This is a genomic window from Variovorax sp. LjRoot290 (genome assembly GCF_964253985.1).
Taxonomy (GTDB): domain Bacteria; phylum Pseudomonadota; class Gammaproteobacteria; order Burkholderiales; family Burkholderiaceae_C; genus Variovorax.
Genome location: NZ_CAXURW020000001.1, coordinates 3,838,694 through 3,864,152, shown reverse-complemented (window position 1 = coordinate 3,864,152; position 25,459 = coordinate 3,838,694). Strand labels below are relative to the sequence as shown.

Below are 25,459 nucleotides of genomic sequence, written 5' to 3'. Positions count from 1 at the left end.
CGTCCCCGTTGGCGGGGGAATTCTATGCTTCAGGCTTCGCGTTTCTGCGCGTCGAGTTCGGCCGTGCGGGCGTCGACCGCCTCGCGCAGCGCCTTGCCCGGCTTGAAGTGCGGCACCCGCTTTTCGGGAATCTGCACGCTCTCGCCCGACCGCGGATTGCGGCCGATGCGCGGCGGACGCCGGTTCACCGTGAAGCTGCCGAAGCCGCGGATCTCGATGCGGTGCCCGCGCACCAGCGCGTCGCTCATCGCATCAAGAATGGTCTTGACGGCGTATTCGGCGTCGCGGTGCGTCAGTTGAGCGAAGCGCGCCGCCAATTCTTCGACAAGGTCAGAACGAGTCATAAACCACAGAAGGACACGGTGAGCAACGCTCACCGTGTTTTCCTCTGTTTACTTGTCGTTGTTGTCGAGCTTGGCGCGCAGCAGAGCACCCAGGCTGGTCGTGCCCGCGTTCTCGCGTGCCGACTGCTGGCTCAGGCTGGCCATCGCGCCTTGCTCGTCGACCATGTCCTTCTGCTTGATCGACAGCTGGATGTTGCGGGTCTTGCGATCCACGTTGACCACCACGGCCGTGACTTCGTCGCCTTCCTTGAGCACGTTGCGTGCATCTTCCACGCGGTCGCGGGAGATTTCGCTGGCGCGCAGATAGCCGATGATGTCCTCACCGAGGTCGATCTCGGCGCCGCGGGCGTCCACGGTCTTGACCTTGCCGGTCACGATCTGGCCCTTGTCGTTCACCGTGGTGAAGGTGGTGAACGGGTCGCTGTCGAGCTGCTTGATGCCGAGGCTGATGCGCTCGCGGTCGACGTCCACGGCCAGCACGATCGCTTCGACTTCCTGGCCCTTCTTGTAGTTGCGCACGGCGGTTTCGCCGGGCTCGTTCCACGAGAGGTCGGACAGGTGCACCAGGCCGTCGATGCCGGCAGCCAGGCCGACGAACACGCCGAAGTCGGTGATCGACTTGATCGGGCCCTTGACGCGGTCGCCGCGCTTGGTGTTCTGCGCGAATTCCTGCCACGGGTTGGCCTTGCACTGCTTCATGCCCAGGCTGATGCGGCGCTTGTCTTCGTCGATCTCGAGGACCATGACTTCGACTTCGTCGCCCAGCGAGACGATCTTGTTCGGGGCGATGTTCTTGTTGGTCCAGTCCATTTCGGAGACGTGCACCAGGCCTTCGATGCCGGGCTCGAGCTCGACGAAGGCGCCGTAGTCGGCGATGTTGGTGACCTTGCCGAACAGGCGCGTGCCTTGCGGGTAGCGGCGCGAGACGCCCATCCACGGGTCGTCGCCCATCTGCTTGAGGCCCAGCGAGACGCGGTTCTTCTCGGTGTCGAACTTGAGGATCTTGGCGGTGATTTCCTGGCCGGCCTGCACCACTTCGCTCGGGTGGCGAACGCGGCGCCATGCCATGTCGGTGATGTGCAGCAGACCGTCGATGCCGCCGAGGTCGACGAACGCACCGTATTCGGTGATGTTCTTGACGACGCCGCGCACGACTGCGCCTTCCTTCAGCGTTTCCATCAGCTTGGCGCGCTCTTCGCCCATGCTGGCTTCGACCACGGCGCGGCGCGAGAGCACCACGTTGTTGCGCTTGCGGTCGAGCTTGATGACCTTGAATTCGAGGGTCTTGTTCTCGTAGGGGGTCAGGTCCTTGATCGGACGCGTATCGATCAGCGAGCCCGGCAGGAACGCGCGGATGCCGTTGACCAGGACGGTGAGACCGCCCTTGACCTTGCCGCTGGTGGTGCCGGTGACGAAATCGCCGGATTCGAGTGCCTTCTCGAGAGCGAGCCACGAAGCCAGACGCTTGGCGGTGTCGCGCGAGAGGATGGTGTCGCCGTAGCCGTTTTCAACGCTGCCGATGGCAACGGAAACGAAATCGCCGGCCTGGACTTCGAGTTCGCCCTTGTCGTTCTTGAACTCCTCGATCGGCACGTAGGCTTCGGACTTGAGGCCTGCGTTGACCACGACGTGGTTGTGTTCGACACGCACGACTTCGGCGGTGATGACCTCGCCGGTGCGCATTTCGGAACGCTTCAGGGATTCTTCGAACAGGTCGGCAAAAGATTCAGACATTGAGTTTTCCTTCCGTCACGCAGGGTTTGCAGTCGCAAATGCAATATCGCGGGCGACTGCGTCGGATCTGGAGACGGCGGTTGTTGGGCTTGGGGCCCCGGTTGAGGTTGAACAACCAGCAGGCCGGTGCGCTGTCGCGCGGCGGGGACCTGCTGGACCGAAACGCCTTTTCAAGAAGACTTGAAAGGCTGTACTTCCTGCCACCAGTCCAGCACCCGGTCGACCGATTGCTCGATCGAAAGAAGGGAGTTGTCCAGGAGGCGGGCATCAGGCGCCGGCTTCAGCGGCGCGACGCTGCGGGACGAATCCCGAAGGTCACGCGCTTCCAGGTCGGCGCGAAGACCGTCGATTGTAGTCGAAATACCCTTTGAAATCAACTGCTTATGACGCCGGTCGGCGCGCTGGGCGGCGTTCGCGGTCAGGTAGACCTTGAGCGGGGCGTCGGGGAAAACGACGGTGCCCATGTCGCGGCCGTCGGCCACCAGGCCGGGCAGGCGCCGGAAGCTCTTTTGCAGCGTCATCAGCGCATCGCGCACGGCCGGCAGCGCCGACACGCGGGAGGCGTCCATGCCGGCGGCCTCGGTGCGGATGGCATCGCTCACGTCTTCGCCGGCCAGCACGATCTTGCCTTCGCTGAAGCGAAGGGGCAGGGTGCGGGCGAGCGTGGCAATCTGTGCCTCATGCGCGGCATCTGCGCTGAGCCCCGCGCGGCGCATCGCGAGACCGGTCACGCGGTAGAGCGAACCCGAATCCAGGTAGTGATAGCCGAGCCGGTGCGCCAGCTCGAGGGCCAGCGTTCCCTTGCCGGAGGCGGTGGGGCCGTCGACGCAGATCACCGGCACTTCGACGGCCTCGGCCACCGAGAACAGGGTCTCGAAATAGTCGGGGAAGGTCTTGGCGACGCACTGCGGCTCGAGGATGCGCAGCGGTACGCGGGCCGGATTGAAGGCCGCGAGCGAGAAGCACATCGCCACGCGGTGGTCGTCGTAGGTACGGATGCTGGCCGCGCGCCAGCCGGCCGCGGCCAGCGGGTGCACGCGGATGAAGTCGGGGCCGTCCTCGACCGTGGCGCCCAGCTTGCGCAGCTCGTTGGCCATGGCGTCGATGCGGTCGGTTTCCTTGACGCGCCAGCTCGCAATGTTGCGGAGCAGGCAGGGGCCGTCGGCATAGAGCGCCATCACCGCGAGCGTCATCGCCGCGTCGGGAATATGGTTGGCGTCGAGGTCGATGGCTTTGAGCGGCCAGGCGCCACGCGAGACTTCGAGCCAGTTGGGGCCGCTGTCGACGCGCGCGCCCATCTGACGGGCGGCTTCGACGAAGCGGATGTCGCCCTGGATCGAGCCGGCGCCGACGCCTTCGATGCGGATGCCCGCGCCGCTCGCGATCGCACCGAGCGCGATGAAATAGCTGGCCGAGGACGCATCGGCCTCGACGTGGATGTCGCCGGGTGAACGGTAGCGGCTGCCCGCGGGAATCGTGAAGCGCTGCCAGCCGTCGCGCCGGACCTCGATGCCGAAGCGCGCCAGCAGGTTGAGCGTGATCTCGATGTAAGGTTTGGAAATCAGCTCGCCGATCACCTCGATCACGATGTCGCGCTGCGCTGCGGCCAGCGGCAAGGCGAGCAGCAGCGCGGTGAGGAACTGGCTGGAGACGTCGCCGCGCACGCGGATCGGCGTTTCGAGCTGCAGAGCATCGAGGGCCACCGGATGAATGTGCAGCGGGGGATAGCCGGGGTTGCCGGTGTAGTCGATGCGGCAGCCGAGCTGGACCAGCGCGTCGACCAGATCGCCGATCGGCCGCTCGTGCATGCGCGGCACGCCGCGCAGTTCGAAATCGCCGCCGAGCAGGGCGAGGGCTGCGGTCAGCGGACGCATCGCGGTACCGGCGTTGCCGAGGAACAGCGAAGCGCCCGGCGTCTGCGGCTTGCCGTCGAGGCCGTCGATGCGCAGCGCATTGCCGGTGCGCTCGATGCGGCAGCCGAGCGCGGCCAACGCATCGAGCATCACGCGGGTGTCGTCCGAATCCAGCAGGTCGTGCACCGTGGTCGTGCCGTCGGCGAGCGCCGCCAGCAGCAGCACGCGGTTGGAGATGCTCTTGGAGCCGGGAAGCCTGACGGTACCGCCGGCGGCGACGAGCGGCGGGATGTCGAGGAAAGGTGTTTCGAACATGGTCAGTCGGGCGAAGCGGCCGCGCCCGGATGCCATTTGCTGCGAACGCGGCTGGCTGCCGCGATCGCGTCTTCCAGGCCCTGCGCATCGCCCGCGTTCATCAAGGCCTCGAACTGCGACAGTGCCGCGCGAAAGGCCAGCGAATGCTGCAATACCTGATCGCGATTGGCCAGCAGGACGTCGCGCCACATGGCCGGATCGCCGGCCGCGATGCGCGTGAAGTCGCGAAAACCGGGACCCGCCAGCTCCAGAAAGCGATGGCCGTCGGGCTGGGCGGTGATGGCTTTGACGAATGCGAACGCGAGCAGGTGCGGCAGGTGGCTGACGGCCGCGAAGGCGCTGTCGTGCGCCTCGGCCGTCATCGTCACGACCTTGGCGCCCACCCCCGTCCAGACCTGCGTCGCGCGCTGCACGTTGGAGCGCCGCGTGGCCTTGATCGGCGTGAGTACGACCTGGCGCCCGGCATACAGGCCGGCATCGGCATGCTCGACGCCGGAGAGCTCCTTGCCGGCGATCGGGTGCGCGGGGACGAAGGCGCCGAGCTGGTCCTGCAGGCCGCGCCGCGCGGCCTCGATCACGTCGCCCTTGGTCGAGCCCACGTCCATCACCAGCATCTGGTCGGTGATGCCGTGGCGGATCGCCTTGAAGGTGGCTTCCGAAGCGCCCACCGGAACGGCAATCAGCACCAGGTCGGCACCCGACACCGCGAGCAGGGCGGACGGCGCGGCCACGTCGATCACGCCCAGCTGGCGCGCACGTTCCGTGGTCGATGGCGACTTGCTGTAGCCGACCACGCGCTTGACCAGCCGCGCGCGCTTGAGCGCCAGCGCGAAGGAGCCGCCCATCAGGCCGCAGCCGATCAAGCCGAGCTGTTCAAACATGGGCGGCCTCAAGCGGTGACGGGGTAGGCGCCGATGACTTTGTAGAACGCGCAAAGCTTGCGCAGTTCGGCGAGGGCGGCGGCGACATTGGGCTGTAACGGATGGCCGTCGAGGTCGATGTAGAAGTAGTACTCCCACTGGCCGGTGCGCGCCGGCCGCGACTCGAAGCGCGTCATCGAGACGTTGTTGGTCTTGAGCGGCACCAGCAGGTCGTGCACTGCGCCGGGCCGGTTGGGCACGGAAACCACCAGGCTGGTGCAGTCCTTGCCCGAGGCCGGCGGCATGGCCAGGGTCTGGGGCAGGCAGATGACGGCGAAGCGCGTGCGGTTGTACGAGTCGTCCTGGATCGCGTGGGCAACGATGTGCAGCCCGAAGCGGGTAGCGGCCCGTTCGCTCGCGAGGCCGGCCCAGGCCGGATTGCCGGCCGCGAGCCGCGCACCCTCGGCGTTGCTGGAAACGGCGCGCCGCTCGGCGTTGGGCAGATGCTTGGAGAGCCAGGTCTGGCACTGCGCGAGCGCCTGCGGATGCGCCAGCACCGCTTCGATGCCTTCGAGCTCGTTGCGCGTGCGCAGCAGGTGATGGCGCACCAACAGGCTGACCTCGCCGACCACGTGGGTGGGCGAGTGCAGGAACAGGTCGAGCGAGCGCGTGACCACGCCTTCGGTGGAGTTCTCGACGCCGACCACGCCGTACTGCGCGCTGCCGGCGGCCGTGGCGTGGAAGACCTCGTCGAAGGATGCGCAATAGATCAGGTCGGCGGCGCCGCCGAAGTATTCGATCGCGGCCTGTTCGCAGAAGGTGCCTTCGGGGCCGAGCACGGCGACGCGCTGCGGCGATTCGAGGGCCAGACAGGCCGACATGATCTCGCGCCAGATGGCCGCCACGTGCAGCGCCTTGAGCGGCCCGCCGTTGCTCTGCTGCATCTTCTCGATCACCTGCGCCACGCGATCGGGCCGGAAGTAGGGCGTGCCCTCGCGCTTCTTGACCTCGCCGACCAGCTCGGCGACGTGCGCGCGGCGGTTCAGCAGGTCGAGCAGTTGCTGGTCGAGCGAATCGATCTGCACGCGCAGATCGGCGAGGCTGGCGGAATTGTCGGAGGCAGGAGGCTGTGGGGTGGGTGCGGTCATCGGTCAGGCTCGCATGCATCTAGGCATGCGACCGCTCGAATTCTCGCATGTAGCTCACGAGTGCCTGCACGCCGGCCAGCGGCATCGCGTTGTAAATACTGGCCCGCATGCCGCCGACCGACTTGTGCCCCTTCAGCTGCAGCAGACCCGCTTCGCGCGCGCCGGCGAGGAAGGCCTCGTTGCGGCTTTCGTCCTTGAGGAAGAAGGGCACATTCATGCGCGAGCGGCAGTTGGCGGCGACCTTGTTCTCGTAGAAGCTGGAAGCGTCGATGAAGCCGTAGAGAAGCTGCGCCTTCGCGATGTTGCGCTGCTCCATCGCCTCGACGCCGCGAAGCTCGCCCTCCGTCTGCTGCAGCAGCCATTGGAAGGTCAGGCCGGCGACGTAGATGCCCCAGGTCGGCGGCGTGTTGTACATCGACTTGTTCTCTGCCACCGTCTTGTAGTTGAAGGCCGTGGGGCAGATGTCGAGCGCGCGTCCCAGCAGGTCGTCGCGCACGATCACGATCGTGAGGCCGGCCGGGCCGAGGTTCTTCTGCGCGCCGCCGAAGGCGAGGCCCACGCGGCGCCAGTCGACCGGCCGCGACGCGACATGGGAAGAGAAATCGATGACGAGCGGGGCGTCGCTGCCCAGTGCGGCGAGATCGGGCAACTCCTGGAATTCGATGCCGTGGATCGTCTCGTTGGAACAGATGTGCACGTACGACGCGTCGCGCGCGAGCTGCCAGCTCGCAGGGTCGGGCAGCCGCGTGTGCTGGCTGTCGGCATTGGACGCGGCGACGTTCGCCTTGCAGTAGCGCTGCGCTTCCTTCTGCGATTTGGCGCTCCAGCTGCCGGTGATCACGAAGTCGGCGCCGGCGCCGCGCGACAGGTTCATCGGCACGATCGCGTTCTCGCCGAGGCCGCCGCCCTGCATGAAAAGGATGTGGAAGTGCGCAGGTACCGCGAGCAGCGTCCGGATGTCGGCCTCGGCCTGCGAGCAGATCGCGCCGAACTCCTTGCCGCGATGGCTCATCTCCATCACGCTCATGCCGCTGCCTTGCCAGTCCAGCATGTCGGAGGCGGCGCGTTGCAGCACTGCCTCCGGCATCGCGGCCGGACCGGCGGAGAAGTTGTACGGGCGCGGACCCTGCGTCACTTCTTGGCGGGCGCCTTGGGCGCCGGCTTGGCCGGTGCTGCCGCGCCGTTGCCGGTCGGGGCGCCCAATGCCTTGGCAACGTTGGTGTCGAGCGTGCGCATCTTCGGTTCGATGCTCGTGCGGGTCTCGGCCACGAGCTTTTCCGTGAGTGCGGTCTGCATCTTCGGATTGAGTTCCTGGTACTTCTTGCTCAAGGGCGAGCTGATCCAGGCCAGCAGCTGGCGCAGTTCTTCGTCGCTGAAGTTGTCGCGCAGGATCGGGCCCAGGGCGTCCGGCGCGAGCGCCACCGCCTTGTCGCGCACGATGGGGTAAGCCTCGTCGAAGTACTTCTTGAGCTCGGCGTCGGCGGCCTTTGCGGCGGCTTCGCGCTTGTCGGCCGGCACCTGCGTCTGCAGATACTGCGAACCCGCTTGAGCGATGGGGGCGCTGGACTGCTCGACCAGGCCGCGCGCCAGCGCTTCGATGCCGGGGCGCTGCAGATCGATGAATTGCTTGACCATCGCCGCCTTGTCCTGTGCCATGGCCATCGAGCTGCCGGCGAGCGCGACCGTCAAGAGCGCGAGTTTGAGTTTTTTCACTGAGGGTTCTCCGTTGAAGATGATGAGGAAGTGTCGTCGGCGTCGGGCTCGTTCTCCACGTTCGCGTCGTTCTCGACGATGCGCTGCAGCCCGCTGAGCTTGGCGCCTTCGTCGAGCCCGATCAGCGTGACGCCTTGCGTCGCGCGTCCGAGTTCGCGGATTTCGGAGACACGGGTGCGTACGAGCACGCCCTTGTCGGTGATGAGCATGATCTCGTCGTCGGCATGCACGAGAGTCGCGGCCACGACTTTGCCGTTGCGCTCACTTTGCTGAATCGCGATCATGCCCTTGGTTCCCCGGCCATGACGCGTGTACTCGGTAATGCTTGTGCGTTTTCCGTAACCATTTTCCGTCGCGGTCAGGACGCTCTGCTCCTCGTCCTCCGCGACCAGCATGGCGATCACGCCCTGGCCGTCCTCGAGCGTCATGCCGCGCACGCCGCGTGCGTTGCGGCCCATCGGACGCACATCGTTCTCGTCGAAACGCACGGCCTTGCCGCCGTCGGAAAACAGCATCACGTCGTGCGCGCCGTCGGTCAGCGCGGCGCCGATCAGGTAGTCGCCCGGGTCGAGATCCACTGCGATGATGCCGGCCTTGCGCGGGTTGCTGAATTCGTCGAGCGCAGTCTTCTTGACCGTGCCCATCGAGGTCGCCATGAACACGTATTGATTGGCCGGGAAGGTGCGCTTCTCGCCGGTCAGGGGCAGCACGACGTTGATCTTCTCGCCTTCCTGCAGCGGGAACATGTTGACGATCGGGCGTCCGCGCGAGCCGCGCGATCCGGCGGGCACCTCCCACACCTTGAGCCAGTACAGCCGGCCGCGGTTGGAGAAGCACAGGATGTAGTCGTGCGTGTTGGCGATGAAGAGCTGGTCGATCCAGTCGTCTTCCTTGGTCGCCGTGGCTTGTTTGCCGCGCCCGCCGCGTTTCTGGGCCCGGTATTCGCCCAGCGGCTGGCTCTTGATGTAGCCGCTGTGCGAGAGGGTCACGACCATGTCGGTGGGCGTGATCAGGTCTTCCGTCGAAAGATCGAAGGCGCTGTGCTCGACCTGGCTGCGGCGCACGCCGAGCTTGGTCTGACCGAACTCCTGTTTGATCGTCGTGAGCTCGTCGCCGATGATCACCGAGACGCGCTCGGGCTTGGCCAGGATGTCCAGCAGATCGTCGATCTCCGCCATGACTTCCTTGTACTCGGCCACGATCTTGTCCTGCTCCAGGCCGGTCAGGCGCTGCAGGCGCATCTGCAGGATTTCCTGGGCCTGCGTGTCCGACAGCTTGTAGAGCCCGTCGGCGCTCATGCCGTATTCGATCTCGAGTCCGTCGGGGCGGTAGTCGTCGGCGTTGATGACGCCGCCGTCGGCCCGCGTGCGGGTGAGCATCTCGCGCACCAGCTTGCTGTCCCAGCGGCGGTTCATCAGCTCGGCCTTGGCCACCGGCGGCGTCGGCGCGTTGCGAATGATGGCGATGAATTCGTCGATGTTGGCGAGCGCGACCGCCAGGCCCTCGAGCACGTGGCCGCGTTCGCGCGCCTTGCGCAGTGTGAACACCGTGCGGCGCGTCACGACTTCGCGGCGGTGCTGCAGGAAGACCTGGATCAGGTCTTTGAGGTTGCACAGCTTCGGCTGGCCGTCCACCAGCGCCACCATGTTGATGCCGAAGGTGTCCTGCAGTTGGGTCTGCTTGTAGAGGTTGTTGAGCACCACTTCGGGCACTTCGCCGCGCTTGAGCTCGATCACCAGCCGCATGCCCGACTTGTCGGACTCATCCTGGATGTGGCTGATGCCTTCGATCTTCTTCTCGTGCACCAGCTCGGCCATGCGCTCCTGCAGCGTCTTCTTGTTGACCTGATAGGGCAGCTCGTCGACGATGATCGCCTGCCGTTGGCCGCGGTCGATGTCCTCGAAGTGGCACTTCGCCCGCATCACCACCTTGCCGCGGCCGGTGCGATAGCCGTCCTTGATGCCGTTGATGCCATAGATGATCCCGGCCGTCGGAAAGTCGGGCGCCGGAATGATCTCCATCAGGTCGTCGATGTTGGCGTCCGGGTGGCGCAGCAGGTGCAGGCAGCCGTCGACGACTTCGTTCAGGTTGTGCGGCGGGATGTTGGTCGCCATGCCGACCGCAATGCCGCCCGAGCCATTGACCAGCAAATTGGGCAGCTTGCTCGGCAATACCAGCGGTTCTTTCTCGCTGCCGTCGTAATTCGGACCGAAATCGACGGTTTCCTTGTCAATATCGGCCAGCATTTCATGCGCAATCTTCGCGAGCCGAATTTCCGTGTAGCGCATCGCGGCCGCGTTGTCACCATCGACCGATCCGAAATTGCCCTGGCCATCGACCAGCATGTGGCGCATGGAAAAGTCCTGCGCCAGCCGCACGATGGTGTCATAGACCGACTGGTCGCCGTGCGGGTGGTACTTACCGATCACATCGCCGACGATACGGGCCGACTTCTTGTACGCCCGGTTCCAGTCATTGTTGAGCTCGTGCATCGCATACAGCACGCGCCGGTGCACCGGCTTGAGGCCGTCCCTCGCATCGGGGAGCGCACGCCCCACGATCACGCTCATCGCGTAATCGAGATAGCTGCGGCGCATTTCCTCTTCGAGGCTGATGGGTAGAGTTTCTTTGGCGAACGAGGTCATGGGCAGCAGGCTGACGGCAAGGGGCCGAATTTTACGCCGCGGAGGGTGTCGCACCGCCGCAACACAAGGCCGGTATTCCGCCTCCGTCCTACGTTTCAGGGGCGCCTCGCGGGCGGTTTGCCAAAGACCCTATGGCACAATCGCCTCAACGTTTTGGGTGGTGGTCACTTAAAGCGTCCTTGATTCGCAGCGCGGCTGCGGCTTTTTCCCCAAGAGGAGAACCATGAAGAAACTGAATAAAGTGGCGATGATGTTTGCAGTCGCTGCGCTCGCCACTGCCGCCGGCGCGCAGACCCGCGTCACCGCCGCGAACGGTGGCCCCGTGATCGACAACTGGCAAAACGGCACCAGCGAACTGGTCTGGAAAAACGGCACCAATGAACTGTGCTGGCGCGATGCCAACTGGACGCCCGCCACGGCTGCCGCTGGTTGCGACGGTGCGCTCGTTCCCGCTGCACCTCCCGCCGCTGTGGCCCCGGCTGCTCCGGCACCTGTCCCACCTGCAGCTCCGGCTGTCGCCGCTTCGAAGGTCACCTTCGCTGCCGACGCGTTCTTCGATTTCGACAAGTCGGTCCTCAAGCCTGAAGGCCGCGCCAAGCTGGACGACCTGGTCTCGAAGATCCGTGACGTGAACCTCGAAGTGATCATCGCCGTCGGCCACACCGACTCGATCGGCACCGATGCCTACAACCAGCGCCTGTCGGTTCGCCGCGCTGAAGCCGTCAAGGCCTACCTGGTCTCGAAGGGCATCGAACGCAACCGCGTTTACACCGAAGGCAAGGGCGAGAAGCAACCCGTCGCCGACAACAAGACCAAGGAAGGTCGCGCCAAGAACCGCCGCGTGGAAATCGAAGTGGTCGGTACCCGCGCCAACCGTTGATTCGCAAGAATCTTCAAAAAGAACCCCGCCTCGGCGGGGTTTTTTTATGGGCGATCGCATTGCGATTTCGCGTTGCGGGATTCCCAGCAATTCGCGTCGTTTCATAATCTGCATATGACCGATACCGTGAATGCCGATCCGGCAGAACTTGCCAAATTTTCCGAACTCGCTCACCGCTGGTGGGATCTGGAAAGCGAATTCCGACCGCTGCACGAAATTAATCCGCTGCGCCTGGAGTGGATCGAAAGCATTGCACCGATTGCAGGATGCAGGGTGCTCGATGTGGGCTGCGGCGGCGGGATTCTGGCCGACGCCATGGCGCGGCGAGGCGCCGACGTCCTGGGCATCGATCTGGCCGACAAGGCTCTCAAGGTCGCCCAACTGCATGCGCTCGAGGCAGCGACGCGTGGCGTGAAGTACCGCGAAATCAGTGTCGAAGCGCTGGCCGCCGAACAGCCTGAGAGCTTCGACGTCGTGACCTGCATGGAAATGCTCGAGCACGTGCCTCAGCCGGCCTCCGTCGTGAAGGCCTGTGCGCAGCTTGTCAAGCCCGGCGGCTGGGTGTTCTTCTCGACCATTCATCGGAACCTGAAGTCCTTCCTGTTCGCGATCGTCGGCGCCGAGTACGTGCTGGGCATGCTGCCCCGGGGCACGCACGAGTACCAGAAGCTGATCCGGCCGAGCGAGCTGGCTGCGCATTGCCGCGCTGCAAACCTCGATTTGCGCCATACGCGCGGCCTGCAGCACAACCCGGTGACGCGGCGCTACTGGCTCAGCGACGACACCAGCGTCAACTACATGTTTGCAACCCGCAAACCATCGGCGCCCCAGCCATGATGGCGGCCGATGCGACACAGGCCGTCCTGTTCGATCTGGACGGCACGCTGATCGACAGCGCTCCGGACCTGGGCGCCGCGGCCGACCAGATGCGAACGGATCGGGGCCTGGCCTCGCTGCCCCTGGAGCGCTATCGCCCCATGGCCGGCGCCGGCGCGCGCGGGATGCTGGGCGTGGCTTTCGGCATCACACCCGATGCGCCGGAGTTCGCGCCGCTGCGCGAGGAGTTCTTCGTCAACTACGAGAATCGAATGCTGCGCAACACGCAGGTCTTCGAAGGCGTGGCCGAACTGATCGAAGCGCTTTGCGCGCGCGGGCTGCAGTGGGGCGTGGTGACCAACAAGTCGGTGCGCTTCACTGGTCCGCTGACACGCGCGATACCGCTGTTCGGCACGGCGCGCGCGATCGTCAGCGGCGACACGACGCCATATGCCAAGCCGCATCCCGAACCTTTGTTCGAGGCGGCGCGACAACTGGGGGTGCCGCCCGCTCGTTGCATCTATGTGGGCGACGACCACCGGGACATCATGGCCGGCCGGGCCGCGGGTATGGGAACGGTGGCCGCCGCCTACGGCTACATGGGCGCGGAGGCGGATGTGACGCTGTGGCAGGCCGATGCCGCCATCGCATCGCCCATGGAGCTCTTGCAACTACTCAAACCGGCCTAGAATGCAGCGCTTGGGGCTGCACTGGTTTCGACGTGGGTTCGGAATCGCAGCGGGGCATGTCGAGCTGAATGCGCTCGTAAAACAGATTCAAACAAACTAACTGCAAACGACGAACGTTTCGCACTCGCCGCTTAATTGCCGGTGAGCTTTGCAACAGCAGGCCGATGGGCTGGGCAAGGGGGCGCTAGAGCAATCTGACGCCTCCCGGCTGCAAAGATAATCTACATTGGCTGGCTCCGATCCGGGTACCTTGGGTCGGAGCGAGAACATAGGGTGCTGGCGGCCGGTGTAGCGTGCGACTGCGCGACACCGGTGGCGAGACCTAAATCAGATCGCTAAACATGTAGATCTGCGCGACGAAGGCTTGCGGACGGGGGTTCAAATCCCCCCAGCTCCACCATACATCCAGCGAGTGACACCTCGAGCGGCCCATGCGGCCGCAAGACACCGCTTCGGCGCATGCCGGCTCCGGCTTCGCGCATCAGTCAAGGTCCATTGGATTCTTCGGGCTCACGAGGTCCGCGCTGCTTCGCGCGCGAGCTATAGTCGGCGTCGCTCGCCCAGAGGACACCCATGGATTCAATGACGACCGCGCTCACGAGTTACTACGACACCGTGCCGTACGACTCGCATCCGTTTCCTCAGTCTGCGGTGGAGCACCTGGAGGCGCTGGCCTTCCTGTTCGGGCTGGAGGCGCCTGCGCCGGCGCAGGCACGCGTGCTCGAACTCGGCAGTGCGGCCGGCGGCAACCTGATCCCTTTCGCGGCACGCCACCCGGAGGCGAGAGCGCTCGGCGTGGACCTTTCGCCGGTGCAGATCCGGCAGGGCGCGGCAGCCATCGAGCACTCGGGCCTGAAGAACGTCGAACTGCGCGCTCTCGACATCGCCAGCATCGACGCCTCCTTCGGTCAGTTCGACTACATCATCTGCCACGGCGTCTACAGCTGGGTGCCGGCGCCGGTGCAGGACGCGATCCTGCGCGTGTGCTCAGAGAACCTCGCGCCCAACGGCGTGGCCTACGTGAGCTACAACGTGTACCCGGGCTGGAAGGCGCGCGAGATCGTGCGCGACGCCATGATCCTGCGTGGCGCCCCGCGCGACGAGCCGGACGAGAAACTCTCCTACGCGCGCGGCATGCTCGAGTTTCTCGAACAGTCGGCGCGGCCGGACAGCGTGCTCAAGAAGACGCTCGAAGAGACCATGCCGATCGTGCGTGCCGCGAACAGCTCCTACCTGCTGCACGAGTTCCTCGAGCCCTGCAACTCGCCCTGCTACTTCAAGGAGTTCGCCGCGCGTGCGAGCACGCACGGGCTCAGCTACCTGGCGGACGCCGAGCCGTCGACCATGTTCGTCCAGAACTACGGCGAAAAAGTGCGCGATCCCTTGCTGCGCGAATGCGGAGGCAGCCAGATCATGATGGAGCAGTACCTGGACTTCCTGGTCAACCGCACCTTCCGTCAGACGCTGCTCGTGAAGCAGGAACGTGCCGCCGAGATCCGCTATCGCCTGGTCCCGGAGCGCATCCGCGCGCTCGAATTCGCCGGCGTGTTCGCAGCCGAAGGCGGTGGCGTGCTGACGCTCGATGCGCAGGAGCAGCCCTGCAATGCGATGCGCAACCTCAAGATCACGCTGCGGCTGCCGCTTCAAAAAGCGGTGGCGCAGGTGCTCGACGAGCGCTACCCGGCCACCGCCTCGGCCGACGCGCTGATTGCCGAGGTCTCGGCGCGGACCGGCGAACCGCGCGCCGCGGTCGAGCCGCTCGTCATGGCGATGCTCGAAGAGCTGCTGATCCTCGGCGCCGTCCGCATCCGGCGCGCCGCGCCGCAGGCGGGCGCGCAAGTGTCGGAGTTCCCGCGTGCGCTGGCCGCGGTGCGCAGGACTCCCGGTCTCGCGCTGAATGCCGGACCCTCGGCCATTGCCTGCAACCTGTGGCATGAGCCGGTGGGCCTTTCTTTGCTCGAGCGCTGCCTGCTGCCGCTGCTCGACGGCGAGCATTCGCACGAGTCCCTGGCATTGCACCTGGCGGTTGAAGCCCGCGCTGAGCGCCTGCGCTTCATCAAGGACGAAAAGCCGCTCACCGAAGCAGGTGCGCTGCGCGAGTTCACGCAGCAACAGGTGGCGCTTGCCCTTCGGGACTTGCGCCGCAAGGGGCTGCTTGCGGGCTGATCCATTCTTCAAAGGAGATAAAACCGTGAAACAACTTCAGTGGACTTCGGCCTTGCGAGGCGCCGTCGCGGCGGCGCTCGCGCTGGCAGGCGCGGCACAGCTTCACGCGGCCTCGCAGGCGCCCGTGGCGGCCGAGAACGGCATGGTCGTGAGCGCCCAGCATCTGGCGACCAAGATCGGCGTCGACGTGCTCAAGCGCGGCGGCAATGCGATCGATTCCGCGGTGGCGGTCGGCTATGCGCTGGCGGTGGTCTACCCGGCGGCCGGGAACCTGGGCGGGGGTGGTTTCATGACGGTGCAACTGGCCGACGGCCGCAAGTCCTTCCTCGACTTCCGCGAGAAGGCGCCGCTGGCCGCCACTGCCAACATGTACCTCGACAAGGATGGCAACGTCGTCAAGGGCCTGAGCACGAACGGCCACCTCGCCGTCGGCGTGCCCGGCACCGTCTCCGGCCTCGAGCTGGCGCGCGAGAAGTACGGCACCATGAAGCGCGATGCGCTGATCGCGCCTTCGATCGCGCTGGCCGAGCGTGGCTTCGTGCTGGAGCAGGGCGACATCGACTTGCTCGCCACCGCGACCGCCGACTTCAAGAAAGATCCGGCCTCCGGCGCGATCTTCCTGAACAAGGGCGAGCCTTTCGCGGTCGGCCAGAAGCTGGTGCAGAAAGACCTCGCGAAAACGCTCAAGGCCATCAGCCGCAACGGCGTCGACGGCTTCTACAAGGGCCCCGTAGGCGCCGCGCTCGTGGCCTCCAGCCAGGCCGGCAAGGGCATCATCACGCAGGCCGACCTGAACCAGTACACGACCCGCGAACTGGCGCCGGTCGAATGCGACTACCGCGGCTATCACGTGGTCTCGGCGCCGCCACCGAGCTCGGGTGGGGTGGTGATCTGCGAGATGCTGAACATCCTCGAGGGCTATCCGCTCAAGGACCTCGGCTTCCGCTCGGCGCAGGCCGTGCACTACCAGATCGAGGCCATGCGCCATGCCTATGTCGACCGCAACAGCTACCTCGGCGACCCCGACTTCGTGAAGAACCCGCTCGACCGGCTGCTCGACAAGGGCTATGCCGAAAAGATCCGTGCCGTGATCGACCCGAAGAAAGCCGGCGTCTCGAAGGACATCAAGCCCGGCGTCGCACCCCATGAAGGCAGCAACACCACTCACTATTCGATCATCGACCAGTGGGGCAATGCGGTCTCGGTGACCTACACGCTCAACGACTGGTTCGGCGCCAAGGTCACGGCCGCCGGCACCGGCGTGTTGCTCAACGACGAGATGGACGACTTCACCGTGAAGATTGGCGTGCCCAACCTCTACGGTCTTGTGCAGGGCGAAACCAACGCCATCGCCCCGGGCAAGCGTCCGCTCAGCTCGATGAGTCCTACCATCCTGATCAAGGACGGCAAGCCGGTCTTCATCGTCGGAACGCCGGGCGGCAGCCGCATCATCACCGCGGTGCTCCACACGATCCTCAACGTCGTCGACTACGAAATGAACGTGCAGGAGGCCGTCGACGCGCCGCGCTTCCACCAGCAATGGCTGCCCGACGTGACCAACGTCGAGACCTTCGCGCTCAGCCCCGACACGCGCAAGATCCTGACCGACATGGGCCACAACCTCGGAGTGCCGCAGCCGGCCAATCACGTGGCGGCAATCACCATCGGTGCGCCTGCGCTGGGCGGCAAGCCGGTCGGCAAGAACCGCTTCTACGGCGCCAACGATCCGCGGCGCAACACCGGCCTGGCCCTCGGGTATTGATGCGGATCGACGAGATTCTTTATACCCAGGGCTTCGGCACCCGGCGCGTCTGCGCCGGGCTGGTCCAGCAAGGGCTGGTAAGGGTGGCGGGCACCGTCGTCGCAGATCCGGCGACGGAATTCGAGGCGGAGGGCCTGCTCCTCACTGTGCAGGGCACCGAGTGGGCATATCACGAGAAGGCCTACCTGATGCTGCACAAGCCGGCCGGTACCGAGTGCTCGCAGAAGCCGTCGACCTATCCCAGCATCTACACGCTGCTGCCGTCGCCGCTGCGCCTGCGTCCCAACAAAGGCGCAGTGCAGGGCGTGCAGGCCATCGGCCGGCTAGACCAGGACACCACCGGCTTGCTGCTCCTGACCGACGACGGCCAGTTCATCCACCGCATGGGCTCGCCCAAGCATCATGTGCCGAAGGTCTATGAGGTCGGCACCAAGCATGCGATCGACGACACGCAGGTGGCCCGGCTGCTCGCCGGCGTGGTGCTCGACGACGATCCGAAGCCGGTGCGCGCGGCGGCCTGCGAGCCGGTCGGGCCGCTGCAGCTCCGACTCACGCTGACCGAAGGCAAGTACCACCAGGTCAAGCGCATGCTGGCCGCCGTGGGCAACCGGGTCGAGACCCTGCACCGCTCGCGCATCGGACCGCTCGCGCTGCCTGAAGACCTGGCGCCGGGCCAGTGGCGCTGGCTGGAGTCGGCGCAGGTCGAGGCCTTGCGAACGGCGCGCCCAAGTCAGCCAGCGAACAGGGTCGATCGTTAAAATCGCAAGCCTGCTTCTGGAACTTCCCCCTTGCGCTTCTCTTTCCCCCCGATAGGCCGCCTCGCGGCCTTTTTGTTTGCCTGTGCGGCGCTGCCGTCGCTTGCTGCCGAACCACCGCCGGTCTTCGTGCTCAATTCGCTCGATGCCACGGTGAGCGTGGTCGATCCGGTCAGCTGGACCGAGAAGCTGCGCATCCCGACCGGCAAGGAGCCGCACCATCTCTACCTGTCGCCCGACGAGAACTCGCTGATCGTCGCCAATTCGGCCGGCGACTCGCTCACCTTCCTGAACCCGCGCACGGCCGAGGTTCAGCGCGTGGTCTACGGCATCATCGACCCTTATCACCTGCGCTTCTCGCCCGACATGAAGTGGTTCGTCACCGCCGGCAACCGGCTCAACCACATCGACGTCTACCGCTGGGACGGCAAGGAGCCCAAGCTGGTCAAGCGCATCCCCTCGGGCAAGACGCCGAGCCACATCTGGATCGACGGCAAGAGCACCACGGCCTACGTCACGATGCAGGACAGCGACGAACTGGTCGCGGTCGATCTCGCCACGCAGACCATCCGCTGGCGCACGCCTACCGGCCCGATGCCGGCCGACATCTTCGGCATCCACGACGGCAAGACGCTGCTGGTCGGCCTCACGGGCAGCGACGGCGTGCAGGTCTTCGACGTGGCCGGCCGGGAGCCGAAGCTGGTCGGCAAGATTCCCACCGGCAAGGGCGCCCACGCCTTCCGCTCGGCCGGCGACGGCCGCAGCGTCTTCGTCAGCAACCGCGTGGCCAACACCATCAGCCGCATCGACCTGCAGACGCTGCAGGTCAGCGACACCTACCCGGTGGGCGGCGGACCCGACTGCATGGACGTCTCGGCCGACGGCAAGACGCTCTACGTGACCTCGCGCTGGGCCAGGAAGCTCAGCGTGGTCGATCTGGCTGCCCACAAGGTGGTGCGGCAGGTGCCAGTCGGCCGCTCGCCCCACGGCGTCTGGACCCTCGATCATGCAAAACGCTAGATACGCGCTCGCGCTGCTCTTGCTCGCTGCGGGTGCGGCGCCAATCAGCGCCGTCGCACAGGCCAGCTGCGCCAAGCCGGTCTACCTGAGCTTCGACACCGGCCACATGGGCGTGGCGCCGCTGGTGGCCGAGGTGCTCAAGCGCCAGGAGGTGCGTGTCACCTTCTTCGGCGCGGCCGAGCGCACGCTGAGCGGCGGCGACAGCCTCGACAACCAGTGGGCGCCGTGGTGGAAGGCGAGGGCGGCCGAAGGCCACGAGTTCGCGTCCCACACCTACGACCATGCCTACTGGCGCGGCGACGTGAAGGGACTCGCGCCGCGCTTCCGCATCGCACCCTCGGCCGGCGCCTTTGCCGGCCGGCAGTTCACCTGGGACGCGGAACAGTACTGCGCCAATATCACCAAGGCTTCCGAGCGCCTGCAGTACGTCACGGGCAAGAAGCCGCTGCCGCTGTTTCGCGCGCCGGGGGGCAAGACTTCGCCCAGGCTGCTGGCGGCCGCCAAGGCCTGCGGCTATGCGCACGTGGGCTGGGCGCCGGCCGGCTTGCTGGGCGACGAGCTGCCGAGCGAGAAGTTCAGCAACGAGAAGCTGCTGCAACAGGCCCTCGATCACATCCAGCCCGGCGACATCCTGATTGCGCACCTGGGCATCTGGTCGCGCAAGGACCCGTGGGCGCCGGCCGTGCTGGAGCCCTTGATCGTCGGCCTCAAGGCCAAGGGCTTCTGCTTCGAGACGCTGCGCCAGCATCCCGCGTATCGTGAATGGATCGCGTCTCATCCCTGAATCGCGCGGTGTTCCGATGGACTGGCTGACCGACCCCTTCTCCAACCTGCAGCAATGGCTTTTCGAGGCGGCCGTGCAGCCGCTGGTCTACGCCATCGGCCTCGGCGGCTGGGTCGAGGACGCCTTCGACGCCACCGGATGGCTGCTGGTCGGCCTGATCCAGATAGGGGTGCTGGTGGCCGTGTTCGGTCCGCTGCAGCGCTGGCGGCCGGCGGAGCCGGTGCTCGATCGGCCCGCCATCCGCACCGACATCCTCTACACGCTGATCCACCGGCTGGGGCTGTTCCGGCTGGCCATGTTTTTCGCGCTGGACCCGCTGTTCGACGAGATCCTCGGCACCGTGCGCGCGGCCGGCTGGGGCTCCTTCCACCTCGACCAGCTCTGGCCCGGCGTGACCGACATTCCCTGGGTCGCGTTTGCGATCTACCTGGTGGTGCTCGACCTGGTCGAGTACTTCATCCATCGCGGCCAGCACGGCTTCCAGTGGTGGTGGGCGCTGCATTCGCTGCACCATTCGCAGCGCCAGATGACGATGTGGAGCGACAACCGCAACCACCTGCTCGACGACGTGATCCACGACACGATCATCGTCGTCGTCGCCCAGCTGATCGGCGTGGCGCCGGGGCAGTTCATCGCGATCGTGGCCTTCACCCAGCTCAGCGAGAGCCTGCAGCATGCCAATCTGCGGCTCGGCTTCGGCGCGATCGGCGAACGGCTCTGGATCAGCCCGCGCTTCCACCGCGTGCACCACAGCATCGGGATCGGGCACGAGTCGCAGGGGCCTCGTACGCTCGGCGGCCACAACTTCGGCGTGCTGCTGCCGTGGTGGGACATGCTGTTTCGCACCGTCAATTTCGAGGAGCGCTACGACCCGACCGGCATCCGCGACCAGGTCGAGCCCGACGCCGGGGGCCGCGTACGCGACTACGGGCGCGGTTTCTGGGCGCAGCAGTGGCTGGGGCTCAGGCGTCTTGTCGACCGCGGCTGATCTCGATTCCACGCGACAGGGTTATCCTCGGCGCCGATGCGTCTTCTTCTCGACTCCTTCTGGCGTTCCGTGGCCTATTGCATGCACCCGCGGGTGATCGTGCTCTCGCTGCTGCCGCTCGGACTCATGGTGCTGCTGGCGGCGCTGTTCGGCTATTTCTACTGGGACGCGACCGTGGCATGGACGCGCGAGGCGCTCGACGCCTGGCCGCTTCTGTCCAGCTTCTGGGGCTGGATCGGACGCCTGTTCTCCGGTGACGTCACGGCCGTGCTGGCGCCGATGGTGGTGGTGATCGCGGCCACGCCGCTGATCGTTGTGGTGTCGCTCCTGATCGTGGCCGGGTTCATGGCGCCGCCACTCACGCGGCTGGTGGCCGACCGCCGTTTCCCGTCGCTGGAGCAGAAGAGGGGCGCCTCCTTCTTCGGCAGCGTCGTCCGCTCGCTGGGCCTCACCGTGCTGGCGCTGCTCGCGCTCGTCGTCTCGATGCCGCTATGGCTCATTCCGCCGCTGGTGCTGATCCTGCCGCCGCTGATCTGGGGCTGGCTGACCTACCGCGTGATGAGCTTCGACGCCCTGGCCGAGCATGCGAGCCCGGAGGAGCGCGAGGCCTTGCTGCGCGCCCATCGGCTGCCGCTGCTCGGCGTCGGCGTGCTGTGCGGCTACCTGGGCGCCGCCCCGAGCATCGTCTGGGCGTCGGGGCTGCTGTTCGCTGCGGCTTTCTTCGTGCTGGTGCCGCTCGCGATCTGGATCTACACGCTGGTGTTCGCCTTCTCCGCGCTCTGGTTCGCGCACTACTGCCTGGATGCCCTGGCCCAGCTGCGGGCGCAGCGCGCGGCGGCGGCCGTTTCACCTTCCGCGGCCGAGATGGCAGATGTCCATGCGGCCGCCACCCAATGGGGCGCACCATGAGCACACGTTCGTTCGGCCTTCTCGTCGTCGGCGACGAAATCCTGTCGGGCAAGCGTGTCGACAAGCACATGCCCAAGGTCATCGAGCTGCTCGCCGCGCGCGGCCTGCAGCTGGCCTGGGCCGAGTACGTCGGCGACGTGCCGGTGCGCATCACGGAAGCGCTCGCGCGCGCCTTCGCCTCGGGCGACGTCGTGTTCTCCACCGGCGGCATCGGCGCTACGCCCGACGATCACACACGCCAGTGCGCGGCCGCGGCGCTGGGCGTGCCGCTGGGGCTGCATCCGGAAGCCGAGGTGCTGATCCGCGAACGCATGCAGGACACCGCGCGCGAGCAGGGCACGGTCTACGAGCCCGACCGTCCGGACAACGTGCACCGGCTCAACATGGGCGTGTTCCCGCTCGGCGCCAACATCATCCGCAACCCCTACAACAAGATTCCGGGCTTCAGCGTCGGCGACGTGCACTTCGTGCCGGGCTTCCCGGTCATGGCCTGGCCGATGATCGAATCGGTGCTCGACGAGCGCTATGCGCACCTGTTCGCGCACGGTCGGGCGATGGAGAAATCGGTCATCGTCTACGGCGCCATGGAGGCCGCGCTCACGCCGCTGATGGAAGCCGTCGAACTCGCGCATCCCGGCATCAAGGTCTTCAGCCTGCCGAGCGTGGACCATGCCGAGCACGGCCGCCACATCGAGCTCGGCGTCAAGGGGGATGCCGAGCGCATCGATGCCGCCTACGCACAGCTGCTCGAGGGCCTGCACGCCTTTGGCGCGCGTCTTGGACCCGAATTGGTGCGTTAATCTTGATTGCACCAGTTTGGTTACAACTTGCCTGCTTTTGGGGTTTCGGCGCAGTGCCGGGTACCCCTCTTCGGCAGTGACAATGGGCACAAAAACTGCATTCCCAGTCCCGCAATTCCAACCAACCATCCAAACCAGGAGAACCTGATGGCAAAGACCGTCGCCGATGTACTCAAACTCGTCAAGGAAAACGAGGTCAAGTTCGTCGACTTCCGCTTCACCGATACCCGCGGCAAAGAGCAGCACGTGACCGTGCCCGTGTCCGCATTCGACGAGGGCAAATTCACCGACGGCCATGCCTTCGACGGCTCGTCGATTGCCGGGTGGAAGGGCATCGAGGCTTCGGACATGCTGCTCATGCCCGACCCGAACACGGCCAATATCGATCCCTTCTTCGAAGAAACGACGCTGCTTTTGACCTGCGACGTGGTCGACCCGACCGACGGCAAGCCCTACGAGCGCGATCCGCGTTCGCTCGCCAAGCGTGCCGAGGCCTACATGAAGGCCTCGGGCCTGGGCGACACGGCGTACTTCGGACCGGAGCCGGAATTCTTCGTGTTCGACGGCGTGCGCTGGCAGAACGACATGTCGGGTTGCTTCGTCAAGATCGAATCCGAAGAGGCTTCCTGGAACAGCGCCAAGGAATTCGAGCACGGCAACACCGGCCACCGTCCGGCGGTCAAGGGCGGCTACTTCCCGGTTCCCCCGGTCGACAGCTTCCAGGACATGCGCTCCGAGATGTGCCTGGTGCTCGAGTCGCTGGGCATCCCGGTCGAAGTGCATCACCATGAAGTGGCGAACGCCGGCCAGATGGAACTCGGCACCAAGTTCAGCACGCTGATCCAGCGCGCCGACTGGGTCCAGCTGCAGAAGTACGTGATCCACAACGTGGCCCACGCCTACGGCAAGACCGCGACCTTCATGCCCAAGCCGATCGTCGGCGACAACGGCTCGGGCATGCACGTCCACCAGTCGGTCTGGAAGGACGGCAAGAACCTGTTTGCCGGCGACGGCTACGCCGGCCTGAGCGACTTCGCGCTGCACTACATCGGCGGCATCATCAAGCACGCCCGTGCGTTGAACGCCATCACCAACCCGGGCACCAACAGCTACAAGCGCCTGGTCCCCGGATTCGAAGCGCCGGTGAAGCTGGCCTACTCGGCCAAGAACCGCTCGGCCTCGATCCGCATCCCCTTCGTGGCCAACCCGAAGGGCCGCCGCGTCGAAGCGCGCTTCCCCGATCCGATGATGAACCCGTACCTCGGTTTCGCCGCGATGCTGATGGCCGGCCTGGACGGCGTGGAGAACAAGATCCATCCGGGCGAAGCCGCCAGCAAGGACCTCTACCACCTGCCGCCGGAAGAAGACGCGCTGATCCCGACCGTGTGCCACAGCCTCGACCAGGCGCTCGACTACCTCGACAAGGACCGTGCCTTCCTGACCAAGGGCGGCGTGTTCACCGATGCCTACATCGACGCCTACATCGACCTCAAGATGCAGGAAGTCACGCGTTTCCGCATGGCGACGCACCCTGTCGAATTCGACATGTACTACTCCCTGTAAGCCAGCTTTTCGGCTTTGGCGTTAAAAAGGGACGGCCTTGGGCCGTCCCTTTTCCTTTTGGGGCAAGCTTGCGCGGCCGAACTCCCGAATTGCAGGAAAATGCCGGTTTGCTGCGCACTACATTCACGACCATGAAGACTTCTTCCGTTTTCCTCCTGGCCGCCTTGGCGGCGGCCGGCGTGCACCTCCAGGCCCAGGCCCAGCAGGAGCGCGTCTGGCGCTGCGGCAACGAATACACCAACAACGCGACCCTCGCCCAGCAGCGCGGCTGCAAGGTGATGGAGGGCGGCAACGTCACCGTGGTCCAGGGCACCCGCCCGATCGCGGCGGCTGCGGCAGGCAGCACCGCCGCGCGTGCGCCGGCCGGCAGCCCGCGCGTCGACGGCGCCGACCAGCGCGCACGCGACGGCGAAGCCCGCTCGGTGCTCGAGTCCGAGCTCAAGAAAGCCGAAGAGCGCCAGGCCCAACTGCTCAAGGACTACAACAACGGCGAACCCGAGAAGCAGGGCAGCGAAGCGCGCAACTATCAGAAGTACCTCGACCGCGTGGCCGAGATGAAGGCCGAGATCGCGCGCAACGAAAGCGACATCGCGGGCATCCGCCGCGAAATCGGCCGCCTGCCGGCCAATCGTTGATGGCCTTTGGCAAATCCGCCGCTGCCGCCAAGCGTTTTCAGGCCTTCGACCTTCTTTCCACGCTGATCGCGGTGGTGCGCACCGACGGCGCGGTGCTGTTCGCCAATGCCGGCCTCGAAGACGCGCTGGGCACCTCGCGCCGCACGCTCGAAGGCTCGCAGTTCGGCGCCTGCTTCCATGAGCCGCAGGTGCTGCGCACGGCGATCGACGGCGCGCGCAGCAACGACTTCGCCACGCTGCGCTACGAGGCCTTCCTGCGCCGCGTCAACCACGAGCTGATGCCGGTGCAGGTCACGCTCGCGCAGGGCGACCGCGCGGGCGAACTGATCATCGAAATGTCGCCGCTCGAGCAGCAGGTCCGGCAAGACCGCGAAGAGCGGCTGCTCGACCAGGCGCAGGCCAACAAGGAGCTGATCCGCAATCTCGCGCACGAGATCAAGAACCCGCTGGGCGGCATTCGCGGCGCGGCGCAGCTGCTGCAGATGGAAGTCGAGTCGCGCGACCTCATCGAATACACCCAGGTCATCATCCACGAGGCCGACCGCCTGCAGACGCTGGTCGATCGCCTGCTCGCGCCGCACCGCCGCCCGCACGTGGTGGGCGACGTCAACATCCACGAGGTCTGCGAACGCGTGCGCTCGGTGATCCTTGCGGAGTTCCCGCGCGACCTGCACATCGAGCGCGACTTCGACGTCTCGATTCCCGAGTTTCGCGGCGATCGCGAGCAGCTCATCCAGGCCACGCTCAACATCGTCCACAACGCGGCGCAGGCATTGGCCGAGCGGCGTGCAGCCGGCGACGCGTGCATCACCTTCAAGACCCGCATTGCACGTCAGGTGATATTCAACAAGCAGTGGTATCGACTGGCACTGGAATTGCATGTCATCGACAATGGACCGGGTGTGCCGGACGCGATCAAGGACCGCATCTTCTACCCGCTGGTGTCGGGCAGGGAAGGCGGAACAGGCCTTGGATTGACGCTGGCACAAACTTTCGTGCAACAGCACCACGGCGTGATCGAGTGCGACAGTGTCCCGGGCCGGACCGATTTCAAGATATTGATACCGCTGCCTTAGCTAA

22 protein-coding genes and 1 other RNA gene are annotated in these 25,459 nt (G+C 65.9%); 15 read left to right on the top strand and 8 right to left on the bottom strand.

Annotation, left to right across the window (positions count from 1 at the left end; all coding sequences use genetic code 11):
- Positions 1–29 precede the first annotated feature (29 nt).
- The 8 genes from ACSQ9A_RS19185 to gyrA all read right to left on the bottom strand — a co-directional run bounded on the left by ACSQ9A_RS19185 (position 30) and on the right by gyrA (position 10,612).
- Positions 30–344 (bottom strand): integration host factor subunit beta, encoded by a 315-nt coding sequence (locus tag ACSQ9A_RS19185; protein ID WP_093103101.1) that lies wholly within the window; start codon positions 342–344, stop codon positions 30–32.
- Positions 345–392: 48 nt separating this feature from the next.
- On the bottom strand, positions 393–2,078 hold the full coding sequence (gene rpsA, locus ACSQ9A_RS19180) for a 30S ribosomal protein S1 (protein ID WP_436304764.1): 1,686 nt from the start codon (positions 2,076–2,078) through the stop codon (positions 393–395).
- Between the two features lie 170 nt (positions 2,079–2,248).
- On the bottom strand, positions 2,249–4,246 hold the full coding sequence (locus tag ACSQ9A_RS19175; protein ID WP_436304763.1) for a bifunctional 3-phosphoshikimate 1-carboxyvinyltransferase/cytidylate kinase: 1,998 nt from the start codon (positions 4,244–4,246) through the stop codon (positions 2,249–2,251).
- Positions 4,247–4,248: 2 nt separating this feature from the next.
- Entirely contained in the window at positions 4,249–5,127 is an 879-nt protein-coding gene (locus ACSQ9A_RS19170; protein ID WP_436304762.1) for a prephenate dehydrogenase, read from the bottom strand.
- An 8-nt stretch (positions 5,128–5,135) separates the two neighbouring features.
- Positions 5,136–6,254: a prephenate dehydratase gene (pheA, locus tag ACSQ9A_RS19165; protein WP_436304761.1), complete on the bottom strand. Its 1,119-nt coding sequence runs from the start codon at positions 6,252–6,254 to the stop codon at positions 5,136–5,138.
- Between the two features lie 19 nt (positions 6,255–6,273).
- The gene (gene serC / locus ACSQ9A_RS19160) at positions 6,274–7,389 is read right to left on the bottom strand and encodes a 3-phosphoserine/phosphohydroxythreonine transaminase (RefSeq protein ID WP_436291011.1); all 1,116 of its coding nucleotides are present in this window, start codon (positions 7,387–7,389) and stop codon (positions 6,274–6,276) included.
- Positions 7,386–7,967 (bottom strand): DUF2059 domain-containing protein, encoded by a 582-nt coding sequence (locus ACSQ9A_RS19155; protein ID WP_436304760.1) that lies wholly within the window; start codon positions 7,965–7,967, stop codon positions 7,386–7,388. The genes serC and ACSQ9A_RS19155 overlap by 4 nt, the downstream gene beginning before the upstream one ends.
- Complete coding sequence (gene gyrA, locus ACSQ9A_RS19150; protein WP_436304759.1) at positions 7,964–10,612, bottom strand: DNA gyrase subunit A; 2,649 nt, start codon at positions 10,610–10,612, stop codon at positions 7,964–7,966. Before gyrA ends, ACSQ9A_RS19155 begins: the two co-directional genes overlap by 4 nt.
- A 223-nt stretch (positions 10,613–10,835) precedes the next feature.
- Here gyrA and ompA point away from each other — a divergent pair, with 223 nt between their 5' ends.
- From ompA to glnL, 15 genes are all read left to right on the top strand, one after another.
- On the top strand, positions 10,836–11,492 hold the full coding sequence (gene ompA / locus ACSQ9A_RS19145) for an outer membrane protein OmpA (protein ID WP_093103112.1): 657 nt from the start codon (positions 10,836–10,838) through the stop codon (positions 11,490–11,492).
- Between the two features lie 114 nt (positions 11,493–11,606).
- On the top strand, positions 11,607–12,329 hold the full coding sequence (gene ubiG, locus ACSQ9A_RS19140; protein WP_436291013.1) for a bifunctional 2-polyprenyl-6-hydroxyphenol methylase/3-demethylubiquinol 3-O-methyltransferase UbiG: 723 nt from the start codon (positions 11,607–11,609) through the stop codon (positions 12,327–12,329).
- Positions 12,329–12,997: an HAD family hydrolase gene (locus tag ACSQ9A_RS19135; protein WP_093103275.1), complete on the top strand. Its 669-nt coding sequence runs from the start codon at positions 12,329–12,331 to the stop codon at positions 12,995–12,997. The genes ubiG and ACSQ9A_RS19135 overlap by 1 nt, the downstream gene beginning before the upstream one ends.
- A 12-nt stretch (positions 12,998–13,009) precedes the next feature.
- Positions 13,010–13,397: a transfer-messenger RNA gene (ssrA, locus tag ACSQ9A_RS19130) on the top strand.
- Between the two features lie 173 nt (positions 13,398–13,570).
- On the top strand, positions 13,571–15,163 hold the full coding sequence (locus ACSQ9A_RS19125; RefSeq protein WP_093103115.1) for a class I SAM-dependent methyltransferase: 1,593 nt from the start codon (positions 13,571–13,573) through the stop codon (positions 15,161–15,163).
- A 25-nt stretch (positions 15,164–15,188) separates the two neighbouring features.
- Positions 15,189–16,925 (top strand): gamma-glutamyltransferase, encoded by a 1,737-nt coding sequence (gene ggt, locus ACSQ9A_RS19120; protein ID WP_436304757.1) that lies wholly within the window; start codon positions 15,189–15,191, stop codon positions 16,923–16,925.
- Positions 16,925–17,683 carry a pseudouridine synthase gene (locus tag ACSQ9A_RS19115; protein WP_093103277.1) on the top strand — a complete coding sequence of 253 codons (759 nt, stop codon included), beginning with the start codon at positions 16,925–16,927 and terminating at the stop codon, positions 17,681–17,683. The genes ggt and ACSQ9A_RS19115 overlap by 1 nt, the downstream gene beginning before the upstream one ends.
- A gap of 30 nt (positions 17,684–17,713) precedes the next feature.
- Positions 17,714–18,700: a YncE family protein gene (locus ACSQ9A_RS19110; protein WP_436304756.1), complete on the top strand. Its 987-nt coding sequence runs from the start codon at positions 17,714–17,716 to the stop codon at positions 18,698–18,700.
- Positions 18,687–19,484, top strand: a complete 798-nt coding sequence (locus tag ACSQ9A_RS19105) for a polysaccharide deacetylase family protein (RefSeq protein WP_436304755.1) — start codon at positions 18,687–18,689, stop codon at positions 19,482–19,484. The genes ACSQ9A_RS19110 and ACSQ9A_RS19105 overlap by 14 nt, the downstream gene beginning before the upstream one ends.
- Before the next feature lie 16 nt (positions 19,485–19,500).
- A complete protein-coding gene (locus ACSQ9A_RS19100) occupies positions 19,501–20,472 on the top strand; it encodes a sterol desaturase family protein (RefSeq protein WP_436304754.1) in 972 nt (323 codons plus the stop codon).
- Between the two features lie 36 nt (positions 20,473–20,508).
- A complete protein-coding gene (locus tag ACSQ9A_RS19095) occupies positions 20,509–21,381 on the top strand; it encodes an EI24 domain-containing protein (protein ID WP_093103121.1) in 873 nt (290 codons plus the stop codon).
- Positions 21,366–22,181 carry a competence/damage-inducible protein A gene (locus ACSQ9A_RS19090; protein ID WP_436304753.1) on the top strand — a complete coding sequence of 272 codons (816 nt, stop codon included), beginning with the start codon at positions 21,366–21,368 and terminating at the stop codon, positions 22,179–22,181. Before ACSQ9A_RS19095 ends, ACSQ9A_RS19090 begins: the two co-directional genes overlap by 16 nt.
- A 147-nt stretch (positions 22,182–22,328) precedes the next feature.
- The gene (glnA, locus tag ACSQ9A_RS19085; protein WP_093103124.1) at positions 22,329–23,744 is read left to right on the top strand and encodes a type I glutamate--ammonia ligase; all 1,416 of its coding nucleotides are present in this window, start codon (positions 22,329–22,331) and stop codon (positions 23,742–23,744) included.
- Positions 23,745–23,875: 131 nt separating this feature from the next.
- Entirely contained in the window at positions 23,876–24,379 is a 504-nt protein-coding gene (locus ACSQ9A_RS19080; protein WP_093103126.1) for a hypothetical protein, read from the top strand.
- Positions 24,379–25,455 (top strand): nitrogen regulation protein NR(II), encoded by a 1,077-nt coding sequence (gene glnL / locus ACSQ9A_RS19075; protein ID WP_093103127.1) that lies wholly within the window; start codon positions 24,379–24,381, stop codon positions 25,453–25,455. The genes ACSQ9A_RS19080 and glnL overlap by 1 nt, the downstream gene beginning before the upstream one ends.
- The last annotated feature ends 4 nt before the right edge of the window (positions 25,456–25,459 follow it).